Below are 22,151 nucleotides of genomic sequence, written 5' to 3' on the forward strand. Positions count from 1 at the left end.
GATTGCAGTGCTGGTAGTGCTTTGAGAGAATTATCGCTCATTTTATATTTGATTCGCTTAATGCATTCAGGAGCTGACATGTCTTCTCGTCAACATCTCGCTAACGCAATTCGTGCTCTAAGCATGGATGGAGTTCAACAAGCTAACTCTGGTCACCCAGGTGCACCTATGGGTATGGCTGATATCGCTGAAGTTCTTTGGCGTTCTCACCTAAACCACAACCCTTCAAACCCAGAGTGGGCTGACCGCGACCGTTTCGTTCTATCAAACGGCCACGGCTCTATGCTGATTTACTCTTTGCTACACCTTTCTGGCTATGAGCTATCAATTGACGATTTGAAAAACTTCCGTCAGCTACACTCTAAGACTCCAGGTCACCCGGAGTATGGTTATGCACCAGGCGTTGAAACTACAACCGGTCCTCTAGGTCAAGGTATCACTAACGCTGTTGGTATGGCGCTAGCTGAGAAGACACTTGCAGCACAGTTCAACAAAGAAGGCCACGACATCGTTGACCACTTCACTTATGCATTCATGGGTGATGGCTGTCTGATGGAAGGTATCTCGCACGAAGCATGTTCTTTAGCAGGTACGCTAGGTCTGGGTAAGCTTATCGCGTTCTGGGATGACAACGGCATCTCTATCGACGGTGAAGTAGAAGGTTGGTTCTCTGACGACACACCGAAGCGTTTTGAAGCGTACGGCTGGCACGTAATCCCTGCAGTAGACGGTCACGATCCAGAAGCGATCAATGCCGCCATTGTTGCAGCGAAAGCTGACCCACGCCCAACTCTAATCTGTACTAAGACGATCATCGGTTTTGGTTCACCTAACAAGTCTGGTTCACACGACTGTCACGGTGCTCCACTAGGCGCTGAAGAAATCGCAGCAACTCGCAAAGAACTTGGTTGGGAACATGGTCCATTTGAAATCCCAGCAGACATCTATGCAGAGTGGGATGCGAAAGAAGCAGGCGCAGCTAAGGAAGCAGCGTGGAACACTAAGTTTGATGCATACGCAGCAGCTTACCCAGCTGAAGCGGCAGAGCTTAAACGTCGCCTAAACGGCGAACTACCTGCCGAGTGGGAAGAGAAAGCCAATGCAATCATTGCCGACCTTCAAGCAAACCCTGCAAATATCGCATCACGTAAAGCGTCGCAAAACGCACTAGAAGCTTTCGGTGCTATGCTACCTGAATTCCTAGGCGGCTCGGCTGACCTTGCACCTTCTAACCTAACCATGTGGTCTGGTTCTAAGTCTGTGTCTGCTGAAGATGCGTCAGGTAACTACATCCACTACGGTGTACGTGAGTTCGGTATGACAGCAATCATGAACGGTATTGCACTACACGGTGGTTTCGTACCATACGGCGCAACTTTCCTAATGTTCATGGAATACGCACGTAACGCAATGCGCATGGCTGCTCTGATGAAAGTTCAGAACATCCAAGTTTACACGCACGACTCTATCGGTCTTGGCGAAGATGGCCCTACTCACCAACCAGTTGAGCAAATGGCATCTCTACGTCTAACACCAAACATGAGCACATGGCGCCCATGTGACCAAGTGGAATCAGCAGTCGCTTGGAAATTGGCTATCGAGCGTAAAGACGGCCCTACATCGCTAATCTTCTCTCGTCAGAACCTTGCACAGCAAGAGCGTAACGAAGAGCAAGTAGCTAACATCACTAAGGGTGGTTACATCCTGAAAGATTGCGCAGGCAAGCCTGAGCTAATCCTTATCGCAACAGGCTCTGAAGTTGAGCTAGCGGTTAACGCAGCAGCTGAACTAACAGCGGAAGGTAAGAAAGTACGCGTAGTATCTATGCCTGCAACTGACGCATTCGACAAGCAAGACGCTGATTACCGTGAATCTGTGCTGCCATCTGACGTAACTGCACGCATCGCTGTAGAAGCTGGCATCGCTGACTTCTGGTACAAGTACGTTGGCTTTGGTGGCAAGATCATCGGTATGACAACATTCGGTGAATCTGCACCAGCAGGTGAGCTATTCAAGATGTTCGGTTTCACTACAGAAAACGTAGTAAACACAGCAAAAGAGCTACTAGCATAAGATTTGCTGAAGTCATGAAGTAGAAAACCGAGCCTAGTGGCTCGGTTTTTTTATGCGTTCAATCTGAGGATAAGTAGCGATTACTCAAACTCATTACCCCAGTTATCCTTCTCTTTGTGGCCGCAGACTTTACATGTGACATATCTGTCCATGTCGTAGTAGTGACCGCCATTAATAAAGGCATGAGCCATCAGTTTGACTCTACCTAACAAAGAAGTGTCCGTGTCGTAGCTGCTGGTCTTTCTTACAAGCACTTCACTATGGGGTGTTTCTTGTTCGCACTGTTTACAAAAGTGAGTGGCTGGGTACCCAGACATAGTCATTTCCTTTGGTTGATGAAACTAGATAAGAAACAGCCATAAGGAAAAACAGTCTCACACAGCGACTATCTATATTGCTGACTTATTAATCAAGTTGTGCAGTTTCAATTGTTCGGCACACATCACTAACTTAATGCGCTTTGGCCTACTATCAGGTAGTATTTGTGACACGAAAATGATGTAGGGCGATGGAGTTATGCTGAAAGTTGCGATCAACGGGTTTGGACGTATTGGCCGTAATGTTTTGCGAGCGGTATATGAAAGTGGCAAAAGCCAACAGATTAAGGTAGTGGCGGTGAATGAACTGGCGCAACCTGATGCGATGGCGCATCTGCTCCAGTATGACACTAGCCATGGGCGTTTTCGTAAGAAGATTTCCAATGACCAAGAGCATATCTATGTACACCATGATGCTCCGGGGGAGTTTGACTCAATTCGAATCCTTCACCTACGCGATATTGACCTTTTGCCATGGCGAGATCTTGAGGTTGACATTGTTCTAGATTGTACGGGTGTATTTGGCTCGCAAGCAGATGGTCAGGAGCATATCAAAGCAGGAGCTAAGAAAGTCCTGTTCTCGCATCCCGGAGCCAACGACCTTGATAACACCATCATCTATGGTGTTAATCACGAAACGCTCAAAGCGGAACACAATGTGGTTTCTAATGGCTCCTGTACCACCAACTGTATTGTGCCGATCATTAAAGCACTTGATGACGCGTTTGAAATCGAATCCGGTACTATCACTACCATTCACTCTTCAATGAACGATCAGCAAGTCATTGACGCCTACCATTCGGACCTAAGACGTACCCGAGCAGCGAGCCAGTCGATCATTCCTGTGGACACTAAGTTGCATAAAGGTATTGAAAGAATCTTCCCGAAATTTTCCAACAAGTTTGAAGCGATTTCTGTAAGAGTTCCGACGGTAAACGTCACAGCAATGGATTTAAGTGTCACAATTAATACAAATGTGAAAGTTAATGACGTAAATCAAACCATTGTTAACGCATCTCAGTGTACATTACAGGGCATTGTTGACTATACTGAAGCGCCGCTCGTTTCGATCGACTTTAATCATGATCCCCATAGCGCGATTGTCGATGGTACACAGACACGAGTGAGTAATGGGCACTTAGTAAAAATGCTCGTTTGGTGCGATAACGAATGGGGCTTTGCGAACCGTATGTTGGATACAGCGCTCGCAATGCAGAGTGCGAAATAACCACTCTTTTAATGGAGAAATATTTATTTTAACCCTTGAAATAAATATTGAGCATCTCCACTATACCAACAGCGTTTGAAGAATTAATAGGTCTGGCAGGGTTGCCGGGCTACTGAAAACTTTACTTATTGAAAATTTGAGAGGACACATCATGTCTGTAATCAAGATGACTGACCTGGATCTAGCAGGTAAACGTGTATTTATCCGTGCGGACCTAAACGTACCAGTAAAAGAAGGCAAAGTGACTTCTGATGCACGTATTCTAGCATCTCTACCAACAATCAAGCACTGTCTAGAAGCAGGCGCGAAAGTTATGGTTACTTCTCACCTAGGTCGTCCGACTGAAGGTGAATACGCAGAAGAGTTCTCTCTACAACCTGTTGTTAACTACCTAAACGACGCATTAGATTGCGAAGTTAAGCTAGCAAAAGACTACCTAGAAGGCCTAGAGCTAAACACTGGTGAGCTAGTTGTTCTTGAAAACGTTCGCTTCAACAAAGGCGAAAAGAAGAACGAAGAAGAGCTATCTAAGAAATACGCTGCCCTATGTGACATCTTTGTAATGGATGCATTCGGTACTGCTCACCGTGCACAAGCATCGACTCACGGTGTTGGCATGAATGCACCTGTAGCGTGTGCTGGTCCTCTACTAGCTGCTGAACTGGAAGCACTAGGTAAAGCAATGGACAACCCAGAGCGTCCACTTGTTGCTATCGTTGGTGGTTCTAAAGTTTCTACTAAACTAACAGTCCTAGAATCTCTATCTAAAGTTGCTGACCAACTTGTTGTTGGTGGTGGTATCGCAAACACGTTCATCGCAGCTGATGGCCACAACGTAGGTAAGTCTCTATACGAAGCAGACCTAGTTGAAACAGCTCAAAAGCTAATGAAAGAGTGTTCTATCCCAGTAGCGACTGACGTTGCATGTGCGAAAGCATTCGACGAAAACGCAGAAGCTGAAATCAAGCACGTTTCAGAAGTAGCTGATGACGACATGATCTTCGACCTAGGTCCAGAATCAACAGCGGCTCTAGCTGAAATCATCGGCAACGCGAAAACTATCCTATGGAACGGCCCTGTAGGCGTATTTGAATTCAAGAACTTCGAAGCAGGTACTAAAGGTATCTCTGAAGCAATCGCTCAGTCTGCAGGTTTCTCTGTAGCAGGTGGTGGTGACACCCTAGCGGCTATCGACAAGTTCGGTATTAAAGCTGACGTTTCTTACATCTCTACGGGTGGCGGTGCATTCCTTGAATTCGTTGAAGGTAAAGTACTACCAGCAGTTGCGATGCTTGAAGAGCGCGCTAAGTAATTAAGTGGAAGCGGGGGAGTTAATCTCCCGCTTTCTTGTTTGCTGCACATCACACTTTTTTGCTAGAATAGCGCGAGTTGTGAGCAAACGTTTGCAAGAATTTAAACTTAACAAGTTTTATTTTTAAAACGACAGATAAATAGGATTAAATCCATGTCTAAGATCTTCGATTTCGTAAAACCAGGTGTTATCTCTGGCGACGACGTACAGAAAGTTTTTGAAGTTGCTAAGGAAAACAACTTCGCTCTACCTGCAGTAAACGTAGTAGGTACTGACTCTGTAAACGCAGTACTAGAAGCAGCTGCTAAAGTTAAAGCTCCAGTTGTTGTTCAGTTCTCTAACGGCGGTGCAGCTTTCTTCGCTGGTAAAGGCGTTAAACTTGAAGGTCAAGGTGCTCAAATCCTTGGTGCTGTAGCAGGTGCTAAATACGTTCACGCTGTAGCTGAAGCTTACGGTGTGCCAGTAATCCTGCACACTGACCACGCTGCTAAGAAACTTCTTCCTTGGATCGACGGTCTACTAGACGCAGGTGAAGAGTTCTTCGCTCAAACTGGTAAGCCTCTTTTCTCTTCTCACATGCTAGACCTTTCTGAAGAGTCTCTAGAAGAGAACATCGAAACATGTGCTAAGTACCTAGAGCGCATGGCTAAAATGAACATGACAATCGAGATCGAACTTGGTTGTACTGGTGGTGAAGAAGACGGCGTAGATAACTCTCACATGGACGCATCTGAGCTATACACTTCTCCAGAAGACGTTGCATACGCATACGAGAAACTAAACGCTGTTTCACACCGTTTCACTATCGCAGCTTCTTTCGGTAACGTACACGGCGTATACAAGCCAGGTAACGTTGTACTAACTCCAACTATCCTACGTGACTCTCAAGCATACTGTGCAGAGAAGTTCGGTATTGCACCTAACGCTCTAAACTTCGTATTCCACGGCGGTTCTGGTTCTACTGAAGCTGAGATCCAAGAGTCTATCGGCTACGGTGTTATCAAAATGAACATCGATACTGATACACAGTGGGCTACATGGGATGGTATCCGTCAGTACGAAGCGGACAACCGTGATTACCTACAAGGCCAAATCGGTAACCCAACTGGCGAAGATGCGCCAAACAAGAAGTACTACGATCCACGCGTATGGCTACGTGCTGGTCAAGCTTCTATGGTTGCTCGTCTTGAGAAAGCATTCGCTGACCTTAACGCAGTAGACGTACTATAATTCATCTTTACTAAGTTAAATGAAAACCGCTCGCCTTGAGCGGTTTTTTTATGCCTGTCATTCAGCAAAGCTATTTGCTAGTGAAATGAAAGTAATGGCGAAATCGAGATTTGTTGCGTAACCTGTAATGTGCCGATATCAGAGAATTCTGATAAGTTTTTGTTTTTGCTCTCTTTGCAAAAACATAACTTTGAGATTAGTCAAAAATGGGATATCGTGCCAAAAAGCTGACATTGCTTCAGTGAATGTATAGGGATGTTGTTTCTGATTGGTAATTAAAAGCAGTTTGGTTCATAGAATCATTTTATTGAGAGGATAGAAATTATGGCGGGTGAATCAGCAGGGATTGAAACTCCTTTGGTTGATGGTTTAAGTCATGCCGAGCAGTGGTTGACTAACAATTCCGATCTTTTAGTGCAGTATGGCGTGAATATTATTTCCGCAGTTCTGATCCTATTTATCGGTAACATTATCGTGAAAGCGGTAGCTAACAGTGTCGCTAAGGTACTGAACAAGAAAAAAATGGATAAGGCCGTCGTCGAGTTTATCCATGGTCTAGTTCGTTACCTTCTATTTGTTATTGTGCTGATTGCAGCTCTAGGTCGCTTAGGTGTACAAACCGCGTCTGTGGTGGCTGTTATCGGTGCGGCTGGCTTAGCCGTAGGTTTAGCTCTACAGGGCTCGCTTTCTAACTTTGCTGCTGGTGTGCTAATTGTTGCTTTCCGTCCATTTAAGTCGGGCGACTACGTGGAAATTGGCGGTGTGGCAGGCTCGGTAGACTCAATCCAGATTTTCCAAACCGTGCTAACTACGCCAGACAACAAAATGGTCGTGGTGCCGAATGGTAGTGTAATTGGTAGTCCAATCACTAACTACTCACGTCATGAAACACGCCGAATTGATCTGATGATTGGTGTTTCGTACAGCGCAGATCTACAGAAGACCAAAGAGCTACTGACAAAGATTTGTGAATCAGATGAGCGCATTCTTAAAGAGCCTGGTGTACAGGTTGGCGTGCATACTCTAGCTGACTCTTCAGTTAACTTTGTCGTGCGCCCTTGGGTTAAAACCGCCGACTACTGGAATGTCTACTTCGACTTGATGCAAGCAATCAAAGAAGGCTTAGATAAAGAAGGTATCGAGATTCCATTCCCACAAATGGATGTTCATATGAACAAAGTGGATGCATAATCTCTAAGCGTAGATTAAACAAAGCGAGGCAAACTGCCTCGCTTTTTACATTTCTAGCACTTTATTTTCTAGCGAGCTTAAGACGGTTTTTAATTGGTTGGCTGGGATGCCAAAGGTCACCTCTGGTTTACCCGGTGTATATAAGATTTCATTGTGTTGATACAGTTTGCTATCCACAATAATTTCTACTTCAGTAGGCAGACCGAAAGGGCACACCGCTCCCGGTACGCAACCAATCTGCTCAATCATTTCCTCATTGCTGACTATCGAAGGCCGCTTCCCGGTTAGGGCTTTAATCCCCTTAGTGTCTAAACGGCTATCTTTGTCGGTGAGAAGCAACGCATAGCCAGAGCCTTTTAACTTGAGAAACAGGCTTTTACTATGAGTGCCTGTCCAACCTAATTGCTCTGCTACCCTCTCGTCGGTGGCAAAATCTAATATAGGCTCGTGTTGCCACTCTTGATAATCAACATTCAATTGCTCTAACAGCTGTTTGTTGAACTGATAAATAGCATCCAGCTTGTTCATACATCACCTACATTAACTGATTGAATAACTCTTTTGCCAACAAGGCGGCAATCACGTACATCATAATCGCAACCACAATATCAATACCTTGCTTAACTCGCGGTTGTGACAAAGTGGGACCGAGTTTGGCCGCACCAATTGAAAGAGAGAAGAACCACACCAGTGAAGCCATCATGGTGCCGATGGCAAACGCAATACGATCTTGGCCCTCAAATTGGCCGCCTATTGAGCCGAGAATTACCACAGTATCAAGGTAGAGGTGAGGGTTCAGTACCGTCACTGCTAAAGCGCCTAGAATGACAGCACGCTTACCTCTTAGTGTCTGGTTGAGCTGAGTCTCTTCCGCTTGTGGTGTAAAAGCGCTTTTGAGTGATAGTGAGCCATACACCGCAAGAAAAGCAATACCGCCGATAGTGACCAACATGAGCAAGGTTTCATTTTGTGATAGCAGAGCACCACCACCGAAGATTCCGAGCGAAATAAAAACAATATCAAGCACACTGCAGATCGTCGCGGTTGTAAGGTGGTGATGGCGCTTAATGCCTTGATTTAGTACGTAAGCGTTTTGGGCACCAATAGGGATGATCATACTTGCGCCTAGGCCAAAGCCTTGTAGTAGTAGCCAAAAGTTCACGGCTTTCTCTCCAACAAATTAACTGATATGGCGAGAAGATAAGTAAACTGTCAAAATAAGTATATTTAATAATTTTTATACTATATTAGAGTATCTAATAAACTGGTCGTTGAGAGGAATAAAAGATGCGTGGCTTGGATTATCGATGGATAGAGGCTCTAGAAGCTGTGATCAGTAGTGGTAATTTTGAGCGTGCCGCTGAAGCATTGTTTGTCTCTCAATCGGCAGTTTCACAACGACTAAAACAGCTTGAAAAGTTTCTAGCTCAACCCGTTTTAGTGCGCGAGCAACCGCCAAGACCTACCCCGATAGGGCAAAAGCTTCTGGCCCTCTACCAACAAGTCCAATTGCTAGAGTCCGAGTTGATTCCAGAGCTAGATAACGAAACGGCTGAGCGCCTACAAAACGCAGCCATTGCGACCAATGCAGACAGCTTAGCGACATGGCTGCTGCCCGCTTTAGCGCCAATTATGAAGTCACGCCGGGTTCAGTTTGAACTTGAGGTTTATGGGGAAGCGAGAACGTTAGACAAATTAAAAAATGGCGAAGTCTTGGGCGCGTTAAGCATGGAGCCCAAAGCCATGGTTGGCTGTGAAGCGAAGTACATTGGTCGGATGGATTATGTATGTGTGGCGAGCCCAGAGTTTGCGAAGGAGTATTTCCCAACTGGAGTGACGCGAGAAGGTTTAAAACAAGCTCCGGCTGTCTCTTACGACCAACACGATGAGCTACATCGTGATTTTCTTAAGCAGCATTTTAATATTTCCCCCGATTCTGTGCCGCATCATCATGTCGCAAGCTCTGAGGCTTTCGTTAACTTAGCGTTGATGGGCTGTGCTTATTGCTTGATCCCTAAGCTGCAAATAGAGCAGGAACTTGCCTCTGGAAAGTTAGTGGATTTGATGCCGGGCTTTTTTATGAGTTTCCGTATTTACTGGCATCACTGGCAACTTGAAACGGGGTTACTCAAGCAGGTGACACAGGCCATTGTCGAATACACAGAGGATTTGCTGCCGAAATAGCGGGCATGTAGCCGCGCAAGTGCTCAGTTAATTCTCTGTCAGAACTGATGGCTAGATCTTGGTGTCGATTTATTCCATGCCTATGATGTATTGAGTTAATGGCATATGGTAATTGAGTATGAAAGCTATCCCTACAGTTGTTGCAGCGTTGTCGCTGTCTTTAAGCAGTTTTGGCGTGTTGGCCAATAGCCCCGATTTTCCACATTTAGCGACCACAGGTTATGGTGAAGTGATCGCCAAGCCAGATATGGCACAATTCTCAGTTAAGATCGTTGAGTCAACCATGACGGCGGAGCAAGCAAAGCAGTCGGTTGATAAAGTTGTCCGTACATTTCTTGATGCTTTAAATACAGAAGGCGTAGAGAAGCAGGATGTGACTAGCTCAAATCTCTACATTACTCCTCAATACCATTATCCTAAAGACGGTAAACCAGAGCTAGTAGGTTACCGAGCTTCACGCAGCGTAACGGTGACGGTCGAAGATTTGGCTGACTTAAACCAATACTTGGATCTGGCGCTGAACTCAGGCATTAATCAAGTTGATAACATTCAGCTCAAGGTTAAAGATCAAGCTAAGTATCAACAGCAGGCACGAATGGCGGCGATCAAAGATGCCAACAGCAAAGCAGAATTTCTTGCAGAGGGATTTGGTAAAGAGCTGAATGGTGTTTGGCGCATTGATTACAATATGCCCGGTCATCAGCCTGTGTTGATGCGCTCTATGGCTATGGATGCTCGTTCAGAATCGAACAGTTACCAAGACTCTACTATCGTTATCCGCGACAGCGTTGATGTGATTTATAAGATCGATTGACCAGATCGACGATTTTATTGTTGGTAAAGTCGCCCCTATTCTACTTCTTGTGGTAGGGGCTTTAATCCTATTTCGATTAAATGATATACTGCTCAGCCTTATCGACACGAGTTTTCTTCACCTAATGCAGCGTAAATCCGTCTTCTCATATTTGTTCATCACTACGCTGATCTTCTTTTCACTTGTCTTCATATACTATTTCAAGAAACATCAACAACTTGAAAAAGACATCATTGCTCAAAATGCTGAGTTGGCGATTCACCAGCTTGCGTATAGTGAACGTGAATACCAAAGCGTTCGTAGCCAGTTCATCTCGATTATTGAGCTGCTTTCACACAGTCGTAACCTCTATGAGTATGTGCTAGAGCCGACAAAGACCAATAAAGGCGTTGTTGAAGAAGTTTGGTCATCGGTTGCAAGCAATCAAAAGTGGTACACCCAGATCCGTTTTTTAGATACTAACGGAATGGAGAAAATTCGTCTTAACTACAGCAATGGAGATGCTGAGGTTGAGAGCGACAAGAATCTTCAAGATAAATCACAACGAGATTATTACCTGTATGCTCAAACTCTGAATGAGAATGATATTGGTGTGTGGGGAATCGATTTAGAACATGAACATGGCAAGCTTGTTGAGCCTTATCAGCCAGCGTTACGCTTGATTACACCTGTCTATGTCGCAGAAAACCGCGCAGGATATTTGGTCCTTAATATTGATGTTCGCTACCTTTCATCACGTTTAAACTATTCACCCGATGAGCGATTTAGCCCCGAGCTTATTGGTGAGCAGGGCTTCTACTTGGCTGGCTCAAGCCTCAATGAGCTATATGGTCACCTAGTCAAAGAGCGTAACGAGCACAACTTTGCGCGTACCTTCCCAGTCACCTGGCAGATGATGCAACACAATAAGTCGGGTTACCTGATAGAGAATGAGGGATTGATTGTCTTTAATCAGATTTATCTTGCGCCACAACAACCCCTCTATCTGGTGATAGAGCTTAATAGGCTTCAGCTAGACACGATTGCTAAGTTTGAAAGTGAAGCCTTAGTGCAAGAAGCAACTTTAGTGTTCGTTTTGATGCTAGCGTTCGTTATTCCAGGCACTTTACTCGTTGTTCATTACCGAAAGCGCAGTATCGAAAGCCAATTAGCTCGTGCAGCCTTGAGTGGTATGTCTGCTGTGATCATTTCCGATCGTAACCACCGTGCGATTATGGTTAATGATCAGTTTTGTGCGCTAACTGGACTAGCCCATCGTGATATTCAATCGCGCAATATCATTAAGCGCTTACTTGGCGAAGAGCAAATTGAACTATCGCTAGAGATTTTTGAGCAAGTTGCCCATCATCAGCTATGGGAAGGTGAGATTAGTATTCAAAGAAGTAGTGATGAACGAGTCGTCACTGCATTACTGCGGGTACAGAGCGTGTTGGCCAAATCAGGTCGGGTTAGCTATTACATTACCTCGATTGTTGATATCAGTGATCGCAAAGAACTTGAAGAGCGCTTGCGTATTTTAAGTGAAAGAGATGAACTCACTCAGCTGTGGAATCGTCGTAAGTTTGAGTTAGAGCTGCGCCGTTATGCCCGCCTTATGGAGCGTTACCCTTCAACTCCAAATGCTTGCTTGGCCTTACTCGATATCGACTTTTTTAAACGCGTTAATGATGAACTTGGTCATGATGAAGGGGATCGCGTCATTACTAAGGTGGCTCAGATGCTTGAATCCACCTTACGCGAGACGGATTTTGTGGCTCGAATCGGTGGCGAAGAGTTTGCGATCATTATGCCTCATACGTCGATAAAAGAAGCCGAACTCGCTTTGGAGCGCTTACGTATAGCGATTGATTTGGAAGCCGATATCCCTGTGACGGTCAGTATTGGTGTGACCGACTTTATTACGGACAGCACGCGTTGTTACAAGTGTGCAGATATTGCGCTCTATGACTCAAAATCTTCCGGTCGTAACCGAGTTTCGGTCTGTTTTAGCTCCGAAGAGGTGGCATAAAAAATCGAGCCTGTTGGCTCGATTCTTATCACATTCCATTATGCCGCGACGGCTTGCTCATCAATGATAGCTTGAATCTGCTGTCTGTTGTGCTCTAGGTGACTATCTAGGGTCTTGGCGGCTTTTTCTCCATCTTTGGCTAACACCAGCTTCATAATTTGCTCGTAGTCATCCAAGCAAGAACTGCCATACTCTAAACCGTTAACGATTGCGTAGTAGCGATAACGTTTGATCTGGTTGATGAGATCACTGAAGAAGCCAAGCATGTTTTTCGAACGTGCTCCTTCGAGTAGTGAAATGTGGAACTGATGTTGACGCTCTTCCCACTCTTGCCAGTCAAAGCCCTCTTTTGCGTGTTGTACGCGCGACAACTTATGAAATGACGTCAGTACTTCTAGCTCCCAACCTTCATCGCCAACTTCAATCGCTTGCTTGAGGAGAATGGAAGAGATAAAGCGTAAGCTTTCATAGAGATCGTTCAGTTCCTCGATAGAGACAGGCGCTACCCAACAACCTTTTTGTGGTTGTAAGCTGACATACTTGCTCCAAGAAAGTTGTACTAGCGCTTCTCTGATAGGAGAGGCACCGACATCGTATCTCTGTTTAAGCTCTGCAACCACCAGCTTCTCGTCTGGTTGAAGTTGCCCATTCAAAATATCTTGCACAATCATTTTAGCTACTTTGTCTGTTAACGTCGGGCTAGACACGATGCATTCCTCACTACTTACACTGCTACTAAGACACCACTAATAATTATTAAACGGTATGCGGTACTGAATTTTGGTTGATAATACAGCGTACGGAATGGGTGGGCAAGAAAAATATATAAAAAAAGAGGGCCTAAGCCCTCTTTAATAGAATGTGCAATTGTATGCGTTTTATTATAGAACGTGTACAGATGCAGTGTTTGTTGTACCAGAAGCAACAAGTGCACCAGATACCATAACAACGATGTCGCCTTTGTTACCTAGGCCAGACTCTAGTGCAAGTTCTTTACCTGCTACGTAGAACGCATCTGTGTTCTCGATAGAATCAACAACAACTGGAGTAACACCTTTAGTTAGAACTAGCTGTGCTGCTGTCTTAGTGTTAGTTGTAAGCGCTAGGATGTTCGCTGTTGGGAAGTACTTACGTACTGAACGTGCTGATTTACCACCTTCAGTTGCAACAACGATTAGAGGAGCTGCTAGTTTCTCAGCTGTATCAACTGCGCCTTTACATACTGCTTCAGTGATGCGTAGACGTGGGCTATCTAGGCGAGAACCAAGCTCAGCTTTTAGTGCTGAATCAGTACGGTTCGCGATTTGAGCCATGATAGTTACCGCTTCAACAGGGTACTTACCTTTTGCAGTTTCGCCAGAAAGCATTACTGCGTCAGTACCGTCCATTACTGCGTTAGCAACGTCGCCTGCTTCCGCACGAGTAGGACGTGGGTTGTTGATCATAGAATCAAGCATTTGAGTTGCAGTGATAACCATCTTACGTGCACGGTTACACTTCTCGATCATCATCTTCTGAGCGAAGATTACTTCTTCAGCTGGAATTTCAACACCTAGGTCGCCACGAGCAACCATGATGCCGTCAGAAAGCTCTAGGATCTCGTCGAAGTTATCAACACCTTCTTGGTTTTCGATCTTAGAGATGATGTGGATGTTCTCGCCACCGTTTGCAGCAAGTACTTCACGGATTTCTTGAACGTCAGAAGCTTTACGAATGAATGAAGCAGCAACGAAGTCAACGCCTTGCTCACAACCAAACTTAAGGTCGTTCTTATCTTTTTCAGATAGAGCAGGTAGGTTTACTGAAACGCCTGGTAGGTTAACACCTTTGTTTTCACCTAGTGCACCGTTGTTAAGAACTTTACACTTAACTTCAGTTTCAGAAGTCGCAAGTACTTCCATTTCGATTAGACCGTCGTCTACTAGGATAGTGTTACCAACGTTTAGGTCTGCTGCGAAACCAGCGTAAGTTACTGCTACTTTATCTTTGTTACCTACAACTGAGATATCAGTTGTGAAAGTGAACTCTTGACCAGCTACTAGATCAACGTCATCGCCGTTTTCTAGTTTGATAGTACGGATTTCTGGGCCTTTAGTATCTAGAAGGATAGCAAGCTGCTTACCAGACTCTTCCATTACTTTGCGGAAGTTCGCGATACGAGTGCCGTGCTCTTCGTAGTCACCGTGAGAGAAGTTCAGGCGCATTACATTCATGCCTGCGTTTACTAGTTCAGTTAGCTTCTCTACAGATTCAGTTTTAGGGCCAATCGTACATACGATTTTGGTCTTTTTCATGGAAGATACTCTCCGGTCGATAATAGTTACAATTTGAAAGTCGGTTATTGGTCTGAAACCAAGGCTGTCGAATAGGCATTTTGTGCCTGCCAACTCTTCATGACAGCATTACATCTAGTTGGCTCCAGAACTGAAAGTCTTTCACATAGTTTAGTCATTTTATGACCAACTTAATGCCGTTTAACGCCGTATTTTTGTGACAACACTAGGATATAGTGGCTAGATTGCAAAAAAATAACGGTCAATTCTGTAATTTTTTTTCTTTTAGGGTGCGAATTCTACCACCTAATGATTTCAATATCACTGCTTAACAATTGTCTTAGGACAAGGTTTTTGCGCTAAATATTAATTTTTTGGATCGAAATAAATGGACATAAATGTTTCGACTTGACTATAATTTCTTTCAGTTCGAAACTTGAATGCATGAATTAAATGTCGAAACGAAACACTCAGCTAAGAAGACACGCTATTTCTAATCTAGTTAATGAGAAGGGAGAGGTCAGCGTTGAAGCACTTTCTATTCAATTTGAAACCTCTGAAGTGACGATTAGAAAGGATCTTGCTTCGCTAGAAAAAAATGGTCAGCTTCTTCGTCGCTATGGTGGTGCGATTGCCTTACCGAAAGAAGTGGTAAGCGACGAAATGAACGAAAATGTTTCGATTCGAAAGAACGAGTTGGCGGAGGCGGCGGTTAAGCTGATCCGCGAGCATAACCGTATTGTGATCGACAGTGGCAGTACAACTGGCGCTCTGATCAAAATGCTCGATGGCATGCGCGGTTTGGTGGTGATGACTAATTCTCTTAATGTCGCCAACGCGCTGAATGAGCTTGAGAGCGAACCGACTCTATTGATGACTGGCGGAACTTGGGATGCTCACTCCGAGTCGTTTCAAGGTCAAGTTGCAGAATCTGTTCTACGCTCATATGACTTCGACCAGTTATTTATTGGCGCAGATGGTGTCGATCTTGAGCGCGGGACCACCACCTTCAATGAGCTCGTTGGCCTAAGTAAAGTGATGGCTGAGGTGTCACGCGAGGTCATCGTCATGGTCGAGTCGGAAAAGATCGGCAGAAAGATCCCTAACTTAGAGTTAGCTTGGGATGCCATTGATATCTTAATTACTAACAAAGATTTAGACCCAGAGTTAAAAACAAAAATTGAATCTCATGGCGTCAAAGTGCTTTGTGCATAACGTTAAACAAAATTTTTAATCTTACTTCTCCGAATCTGGCCTTTGCTTGCTGCCTATCGGAATCAACAAATTGGAGTTGAATATGTGTGGAATCGTCGGTGCTGTTGCACAACGAGATGTCGCTGAAATTTTAGTAGAAGGATTACGTCGCCTTGAATACCGTGGTTATGACTCTGCGGGTGTGGCGATTGTTGATGGTGAGTCAAACCTAACTCGCGTTCGTCGCCTTGGTAAAGTGCAAGAGCTAGCAGACGCGGTAGATTCGGCACAAGTTGTCGGCGGAACAGGTATTGCGCACACTCGCTGGGCAACGCATGGTGAACCTTCTGAAGCGAATGCCCACCCACATATGTCAGGCGACATTGCAGTGGTGCACAACGGTATTATTGAGAACCACGAAGAGCTACGTGAGCTACTTAAGTCTCGCGGTTACGTCTTTGAATCTCAAACAGATACTGAAGTGATCGCTCATATGGTTGAGTGGGAGCTACGTAGTTCTGAAACACTATTAGAAGCAGTCCAAAAGACCGCGAAGCAACTTGAAGGTGCTTACGGCACAGTGGCATTGGATCGTAAAGACCCTTCGCGTATTGTCGTTGCTCGTTCAGGCAGCCCTATCGTGATTGGTTTTGGTGTCGGTGAGAACTTCCTTGCCTCTGACCAGCTTGCTCTGCTTAACGTGACTCGCCGTTTTATGTACCTAGAAGAAGGTGACGTTGCGGAAATTACACGCCGTGAAGTGACGGTATTTGATGCTTCAGGTGAGCATGTAGAACGTGAGATTACGGAATCTAATGCTGAGCATGATGCGGGTGACAAAGGTCAGTACCGTCACTTTATGCAAAAAGAGATTTATGAGCAGCCAACGGCACTGATCAACACCATGGAAGGCCGTATTACATCAGACTCTGTGGTAACCGAAGCTATCGGTGTTAATGCAGCGGAAATCCTAAGCAAAGTCGAGCATGTACAAATCGTTGCGTGTGGTACTTCTTACAATGCAGGTATGACAGCTCGTTACTGGTTTGAAGATCTCGCTGGCGTAAGCTGTGACGTAGAAATTGCTTCTGAGTTCCGTTACCGCAAATTTGTGACGCGTCCGAACAGCCTGTTAATCACGCTTTCTCAATCCGGTGAAACTGCTGATACTTTAGCAGCTCTGCGCCTAGCCAAAGAGAAAGGCTATATGGCTGCAATGACGATTTGTAACGTTGCTGGCTCTTCGCTGGTTCGTGAGTCTGATTTTGCCTTTATGACACGTGCTGGCGTAGAAATTGGCGTGGCGTCAACCAAAGCCTTTACCACTCAGCTTTCAGCTTTGCTGATGTTAGTGACTGCATTAGGTAAGCAACAAAGTCGTATCAGCAAAGAAAAAGAGCAAGAGATTGTTGAAGCGCTTCATGCACTACCTAAGCAAATTAATGCTGCGCTCTCTTTTGAGAAAGACATTGAAGAGTTGGCGACAGATTTTGCTGATAAGCACCATACACTGTTCTTAGGTCGTGGTGAGTTTTACCCAATCGCAATGGAAGCCTCTCTTAAACTAAAAGAGATCTCTTACATCCACGCTGAAGCTTACGCTGCTGGTGAATTAAAGCATGGCCCACTAGCACTGATTGATGCAGACATGCCAGTTGTGGTGGTCGCGCCAAGTAACGAACTGTTAGAGAAGCTAAAATCGAACGTTGAAGAAGTTCGTGCACGTGGCGGTTTATTATATGTATTCGCCGATGCAGATGCGGGCTTTGAAGCTGATGAGACAATGAAGATCATCACTATGCCGCACGTCAGCGAGATTACGGCACCGATTTACTACACCATCCCGATGCAGCTTCTGTCTTACTACGTTGCTTTGATTAAAGGAACGGATGTTGACCAACCACGTAACCTAGCGAAAGCGGTGACAGTGGAATAATGGGCGAGAGTCAGACTCGGCAATAGATAGACGAGTCTGAGTAAAGCCAAAAGAGTCTATTTAAAATCAACCTCCTGATATATGTTGAACGATATCAGGAGGTTTTTTATGTCAGACGTTAATAGGTCTGGCTGAAATGTAGCGTGTGCTTTAGCGAGTATCTATCAACTCAGACTAGGGTGTGGCTCACTTTCTCCATAGTAGTGAAAAAGTGGCGGCTCATGCATCAAGAAGTTCTGATGGGAGATGTTCCAAGCGTAGGCGCCAGCAAGGGTAAACACGACATAATCGCCAATATCTAGCTGAGTAACAGTTTTATTTCTTGCCAGAACGTCTTTGGGTGTACAAAGTTGGCCGACGAATGTTGCTTGGGTATGAGCAATTGGCTGTGAGATAGCTTTGGGTTTATTGCTCGGCAAAATCGCGAACGGATGGTCATGGCTTTGCGCTGCAGGGGTACGGAAGTGATGTGTGCCACCACGTGCAATGACAAAGTTTTCCCCTAAGTTTTGCTTGATGTCTAACACCTCCATGACGTAATAACCGCATGGCGCGGAGATAAAACGCCCGCATTCAAATCGTAGTCGCCAATCTTGAACTTGTTCTTTAGCAATCAGAAACTCTAGCTTGTCGCAAAACTCTATCCACGGGAAATGTTGCTCATCATTTTGGTAGTTAATCCCCATTCCCCCGCCAAGGTTAATCATTACCTCATCGAGCTCGAATTGTCTTTGCCACGCTTTAACGACTTGGAAGTAACGTTGCATTAAGGCGAGGTGACGATCAACGTCAAGTTGATGAGACATTAAATGGAAGTGAAAACCCTTTAAATGCACTTTGGGGAAATCGCTCAGCAGAGTGAGGGCATTACTTAGTTCACTTTCATCCAAACCAAATGGGGTCGGCTTTCCACCCATCGCGAGTTTACTTAAGCTGATATCACCAATATCGATGTTCATTCGAAGAAAAATCGCGGCGCGGCGGTCGAGCTTTTGGGTTAATGCGCCAATGCGTTGTAGCTCGGTAAGGCTTTCTACATGAATAGCGTCCACGTTGAGCTCTATCGCTTGCTCAAGTTCGCTCGGCATTTTACCTGGGCCGCCAAAGATCAAAGGCATATTGAGTTGCTGTTGGTGCAGGTGAGCTAACTCTCCGCCTGACGCCGCTTCAAAGCCGTCGACATAAGGTGCGAGAGTTTTCAAGATTGGCTCTGATGGATTGGCTTTTGCGGCGTAAAACAGTTCGACATTCTTTGGCAGTACATGGCTCATCTGCTTAATGTGTTGTTCCAGTGCCTTTAAGTCGTAGATGTAGGCGCAAAGTGGCTGCTCTTGCTGGGTTGCTAGTTGCAAAATCTCTTGTTCAATGTGCAAAGGAATCTGAGGAGAATTATTCATGACTGGCTCCTTGGTGGTTCGTCCATGGCACCTGAACTTGCGTGTAGTTGGATTCTTTATCCGCTCTTTGCATCAAGCGCGTCGTAAAGTTGTTTTTGCTCGGCAGGCAGCCACCGTTAAGCAAGGATTCAAGCTCAGCTTGTTTTCCATTGACAGATTGCCAGCGAATAATGGCACTTTTCACACAGCGCCAAAGCGTTCTCTCAAGGGATTGGTTTCCTTCGGCAATGAAGAAAATGGCTTCGCTGATATTGTTGATGAAGGTACAGTAACCTATACGATTCCAACCTTGTTCACGGCTATAGTAAACCGATTGACGAGCGCGTTCAGAGAGCTGGTTTAATGAATCCGGTGACCAGAATTCTGGAAGCAGTTTGGTCCCCTCTAGATCACGTATCCACACGCAGCAGGGCATGCCCTTTTCAAACCCAATCAGGGTGTTTTGCAAATGGGGCTCAAATGCGACGCCATGTTTAAAGTAATAGTTGAACACGCCGGGAATCAGGCAGTGTAAGTAGCGTTCAAACCACAGGGTTGCGATATCGTGATAGGGGGTTTCTGACGCTTGTGCTTTGCTTTTCAATTGTGCGGCGATACAACTTTCACCATTGCGGTCATAGGCGAATAACGCGCCCGCCAACGTTGGTTCCAAAACATCAATTTCGCTTAAGGATAAGTTCTCCCGATATAAGATACCGAAAGACTCTCGCGCTTTCGTGATGTGTTCCTTTTGTTGGTCGTCAATCGACTCTAGATTGATGGTGGTAGCAAAGGGTTCGGTCATGACCTTGAAAACCGGATTGTGCAACTGTTCGCTCTCTTTTATCGGCTGCAAAATCGAGCTCAGTTGTACTGCGCTATCGAGTTCATACCACGCGTTTTTACGCACACAATTGGTTAAGCGAACATTGATCGAAAATTTCGCGAACCACTTTGTCTCTGGGTGGTATAAGGTGCGTACCGATGAGGTTGGCAGCATTTTTTCTCCGCCTAGCCCAAGTGGCTTCACTTTACCTTGCTCAATGGCTTGCTGAATCAATGGGTTTTGCAATAGCGTGTAACTTTCCCATGGATGGCAAGGGTAAAGTGTCATACCCGCTGAGTGGGGCTTTTTTGGAGCTAGTTGCTCAATCATCGCAGTCGGTCCGTGACGTTCATCTGCACTCAGTAGGTCGAGTAGCTCATTATCCACTTCAAACCAATATAGCGAGACGCTGGCGCCTACTTCTGGTGAGCAGGCCAGTAGATCATCCATACTGACACCTGAGCGGCTTTTTGGTGTTGGGTGGAAGGAGTGGCCCCAAAGCAATGATTGCTCTGAAGCAATAAACGCATTGTGCTGTTGAGGTTTTCTGTTCGCGTTTAGAAATTGCTCCGTGACCAACAGGCTGTTTTCCATCTGAGTGACAAGCTCATGGTTGAATGGAATGGTTAAGACTTGTTTTAAATAGTTGAGTAGCAGTGTCAGGGTTTGTAGTGCGTCGAGTTGGCACCATCCGGAACCTGGCAGTTTGCTCCAAGGCATACCCATTAGTTTGACTTTACCCAGTTGACTTACGTACTCAACAGGCAATAACAAAATCCCATTTTGTTCAGGAAGATGAATCGCCACCCGCTGTTGCTGCGAATAGTTACGCTTCAATGTTTGCGGTAAAGAGCTCGAACCATACTGCCAATCGACTTGGTTATTAGGGATCGCGTACTCACGTAAATAGCAGTTGACGAGGCCCATAATAGTATTGAGCTGTGCTTTTCTATTGTTCAGTTGCGCTTGGTTTTTCGCAACTGGGTCACTCGGGGATAATGGAGTTTGTAACATGTTGATGTCCAAATTTTGAATGAATGATCAGTGCGATAAGAGTCGCCGCACTGACCAACGCAGAAAGTAGGAAAGGAACGTCGAGCGAATAGAAACGTATAATAGAAGAGGCGCCAACACCTGCTGCAACGCCGCCCCATTTAGACATCGCATCAAAGCGAGAGAACACTTTGCCGCATTGTCGTCTATTAAGTCGGGTAGCAAGCGCTTGATGTAGTCCGTGATAACAGCAAACCATGCCAAGCCCAAACAGGACGCGCGCCACGATTAGTACGGTTTGATGTTGAGCAAGGTGCATCAAGCAACTGACGGAGAGTAACGCAAAGCCGAGCCAAAGTGTGCGTTGCTGCTGGTGGCGATTGAACATCTTGTCAACAAGATGAACCTTAGGTGCAAACACTAGATAAACACCATGCGGTAGCGCATACAAAAAACCAATCCACGCCGGATTCACATCGCCGTATTGTTGAACATAAGGAGAGAAATACGGGAAGGTCACAACCATAGCGAAAGCGAAGCTAAACTGAGCTCCAAACACCCAATAGAGCACACGTAAAGAGCGCTCTGATGTCACATCCGTTTCGCCAATGGAATCTTCTAATTGAGGTGGACGGGATTCGGTGTGTTCGACCGGTAGTGTCAACGTGATCGCAAAAGCCACTAGCGGTAATACTGCTAGCCACAAATACGCATTGAGCGGGTTGGTTTCCGACAAGGTTGACCCCAGCCCAATTGGTGCCACAATCAGAGCTAATCGGGCGGATAATTGGGTTTTATTCAGCGTTTTAGCTAAGGCTTTTGCATCTTCTATTTGGCTTGAAAGGTAGCTATTCGAGGCAGCCATTGTGCCGCCAAACGTTCCTTGAATTATGAGACCAAACACAAACATGGGTAGCGTTGTTGCTAAGCCACACAGCATAAACCCTAGCGCAAGCCCAATTTGAGCTCGGAGCAGAGAACGACGCCTGCCGTATTGGTCGGCAAATTGTCCCCAAAAACGCGCCGCCATTGCAGTGCAGAAGGTAGGGAGAATGAACAAAATGCCGGCCCATTCTGCACTTACCTGAGTGCCTAATGTGGGTAACACCGTCGGTAAGAATAGCGGCATCCCTAACGCAGCAAAGGCGGCGATAAAGTGGCAAAGCAGTACGCTATAGATGAGTTTGGTCATGATC

Annotated in this window: 18 protein-coding genes; 10 read left to right on the plus strand and 8 right to left on the minus strand. The window is 45.5% G+C overall.

The features are described from left to right. Positions 1–78 precede the first annotated feature (78 nt). Positions 79–2,073 (plus strand): transketolase, encoded by a 1,995-nt coding sequence (tkt, locus tag LYZ37_RS01800; RefSeq protein WP_272786225.1) that lies wholly within the window; start codon positions 79–81, stop codon positions 2,071–2,073. Between the two features lie 80 nt (positions 2,074–2,153). Here the strand turns inward: tkt and LYZ37_RS01805 are convergent, their stop codons facing one another. After that, positions 2,154–2,390 (minus strand): hypothetical protein, encoded by a 237-nt coding sequence (locus LYZ37_RS01805; protein ID WP_171382726.1) that lies wholly within the window; start codon positions 2,388–2,390, stop codon positions 2,154–2,156. A 199-nt stretch (positions 2,391–2,589) separates the two neighbouring features. Between LYZ37_RS01805 and epd the strand changes: the two genes are divergently transcribed. The 4 genes from epd (at position 2,590) to mscS (ending at position 7,351) form a co-directional block, all read left to right on the plus strand. Beyond that, a complete protein-coding gene (epd, locus tag LYZ37_RS01810) occupies positions 2,590–3,618 on the plus strand; it encodes an erythrose-4-phosphate dehydrogenase (RefSeq protein WP_272786226.1) in 1,029 nt (342 codons plus the stop codon). A gap of 151 nt (positions 3,619–3,769) precedes the next feature. Beyond that, positions 3,770–4,930: a phosphoglycerate kinase gene (locus LYZ37_RS01815; protein WP_171324792.1), complete on the plus strand. Its 1,161-nt coding sequence runs from the start codon at positions 3,770–3,772 to the stop codon at positions 4,928–4,930. Between the two features lie 153 nt (positions 4,931–5,083). Continuing rightward, positions 5,084–6,160 (plus strand): class II fructose-bisphosphate aldolase, encoded by a 1,077-nt coding sequence (gene fbaA, locus LYZ37_RS01820; RefSeq protein WP_239854243.1) that lies wholly within the window; start codon positions 5,084–5,086, stop codon positions 6,158–6,160. Positions 6,161–6,484: 324 nt separating this feature from the next. Then, positions 6,485–7,351, plus strand: coding sequence for a small-conductance mechanosensitive channel MscS (gene mscS / locus LYZ37_RS01825; protein ID WP_272786227.1), 867 nt, complete (start codon positions 6,485–6,487; stop codon positions 7,349–7,351). A 45-nt stretch (positions 7,352–7,396) separates the two neighbouring features. Here the strand turns inward: mscS and LYZ37_RS01830 are convergent, their stop codons facing one another. Together LYZ37_RS01830 and LYZ37_RS01835 are read right to left on the minus strand one after the other, a co-directional pair. Beyond that, complete coding sequence (locus LYZ37_RS01830; RefSeq protein ID WP_239826799.1) at positions 7,397–7,879, minus strand: YbaK/EbsC family protein; 483 nt, start codon at positions 7,877–7,879, stop codon at positions 7,397–7,399. A gap of 7 nt (positions 7,880–7,886) precedes the next feature. After that, entirely contained in the window at positions 7,887–8,513 is a 627-nt protein-coding gene (locus LYZ37_RS01835) for a LysE/ArgO family amino acid transporter (RefSeq protein ID WP_239854241.1), read from the minus strand. Positions 8,514–8,638: 125 nt separating this feature from the next. Between LYZ37_RS01835 and LYZ37_RS01840 the strand changes: the two genes are divergently transcribed. The 3 genes from LYZ37_RS01840 (at position 8,639) to LYZ37_RS01850 (ending at position 12,357) form a co-directional block, all read left to right on the plus strand. Further along, positions 8,639–9,535 (plus strand): LysR family transcriptional regulator ArgP, encoded by an 897-nt coding sequence (locus tag LYZ37_RS01840; RefSeq protein WP_272786228.1) that lies wholly within the window; start codon positions 8,639–8,641, stop codon positions 9,533–9,535. 118 nt (positions 9,536–9,653) lie between these two features. Continuing rightward, complete coding sequence (locus LYZ37_RS01845) at positions 9,654–10,349, plus strand: oxidative stress defense protein (protein WP_272786229.1); 696 nt, start codon at positions 9,654–9,656, stop codon at positions 10,347–10,349. 124 nt (positions 10,350–10,473) lie between these two features. Continuing rightward, complete coding sequence (locus LYZ37_RS01850; RefSeq protein ID WP_272786230.1) at positions 10,474–12,357, plus strand: sensor domain-containing diguanylate cyclase; 1,884 nt, start codon at positions 10,474–10,476, stop codon at positions 12,355–12,357. Between the two features lie 38 nt (positions 12,358–12,395). Here LYZ37_RS01850 and LYZ37_RS01855 read toward each other — a convergent pair whose 3' ends face one another. Both LYZ37_RS01855 and pykF read right to left on the minus strand, forming a co-directional pair. After that, entirely contained in the window at positions 12,396–13,028 is a 633-nt protein-coding gene (locus tag LYZ37_RS01855; protein ID WP_272787131.1) for a GntR family transcriptional regulator, read from the minus strand. 210 nt (positions 13,029–13,238) lie between these two features. After that, the gene (pykF, locus tag LYZ37_RS01860; protein WP_004742539.1) at positions 13,239–14,651 is read right to left on the minus strand and encodes a pyruvate kinase PykF; all 1,413 of its coding nucleotides are present in this window, start codon (positions 14,649–14,651) and stop codon (positions 13,239–13,241) included. 432 nt (positions 14,652–15,083) lie between these two features. Here pykF and LYZ37_RS01865 point away from each other — a divergent pair, with 432 nt between their 5' ends. After that, positions 15,084–15,845, plus strand: coding sequence for a DeoR/GlpR family DNA-binding transcription regulator (locus LYZ37_RS01865; RefSeq protein ID WP_272786231.1), 762 nt, complete (start codon positions 15,084–15,086; stop codon positions 15,843–15,845). Positions 15,846–15,927: 82 nt separating this feature from the next. After that, a complete protein-coding gene (gene glmS, locus LYZ37_RS01870) occupies positions 15,928–17,760 on the plus strand; it encodes a glutamine--fructose-6-phosphate transaminase (isomerizing) (RefSeq protein WP_272786232.1) in 1,833 nt (610 codons plus the stop codon). 164 nt (positions 17,761–17,924) lie between these two features. Here glmS and LYZ37_RS01875 read toward each other — a convergent pair whose 3' ends face one another. The 3 genes from LYZ37_RS01875 to LYZ37_RS01885 are packed head-to-tail and all read right to left on the minus strand — an operon-like array spanning position 17,925 to position 22,147. Beyond that, positions 17,925–19,157, minus strand: coding sequence for a type III PLP-dependent enzyme (locus LYZ37_RS01875; protein ID WP_272786233.1), 1,233 nt, complete (start codon positions 19,155–19,157; stop codon positions 17,925–17,927). Beyond that, complete coding sequence (locus tag LYZ37_RS01880; protein ID WP_272786234.1) at positions 19,150–20,976, minus strand: IucA/IucC family protein; 1,827 nt, start codon at positions 20,974–20,976, stop codon at positions 19,150–19,152. Before LYZ37_RS01880 ends, LYZ37_RS01875 begins: the two co-directional genes overlap by 8 nt. Then, complete coding sequence (locus tag LYZ37_RS01885; protein ID WP_272786235.1) at positions 20,948–22,147, minus strand: MFS transporter; 1,200 nt, start codon at positions 22,145–22,147, stop codon at positions 20,948–20,950. Before LYZ37_RS01885 ends, LYZ37_RS01880 begins: the two co-directional genes overlap by 29 nt. Between the last annotated feature and the right edge of the window lie 4 nt (positions 22,148–22,151).

Source organism: Vibrio tubiashii, from assembly GCF_028551255.1.
Classification (GTDB): domain Bacteria; phylum Pseudomonadota; class Gammaproteobacteria; order Enterobacterales; family Vibrionaceae; genus Vibrio; species Vibrio tubiashii_B.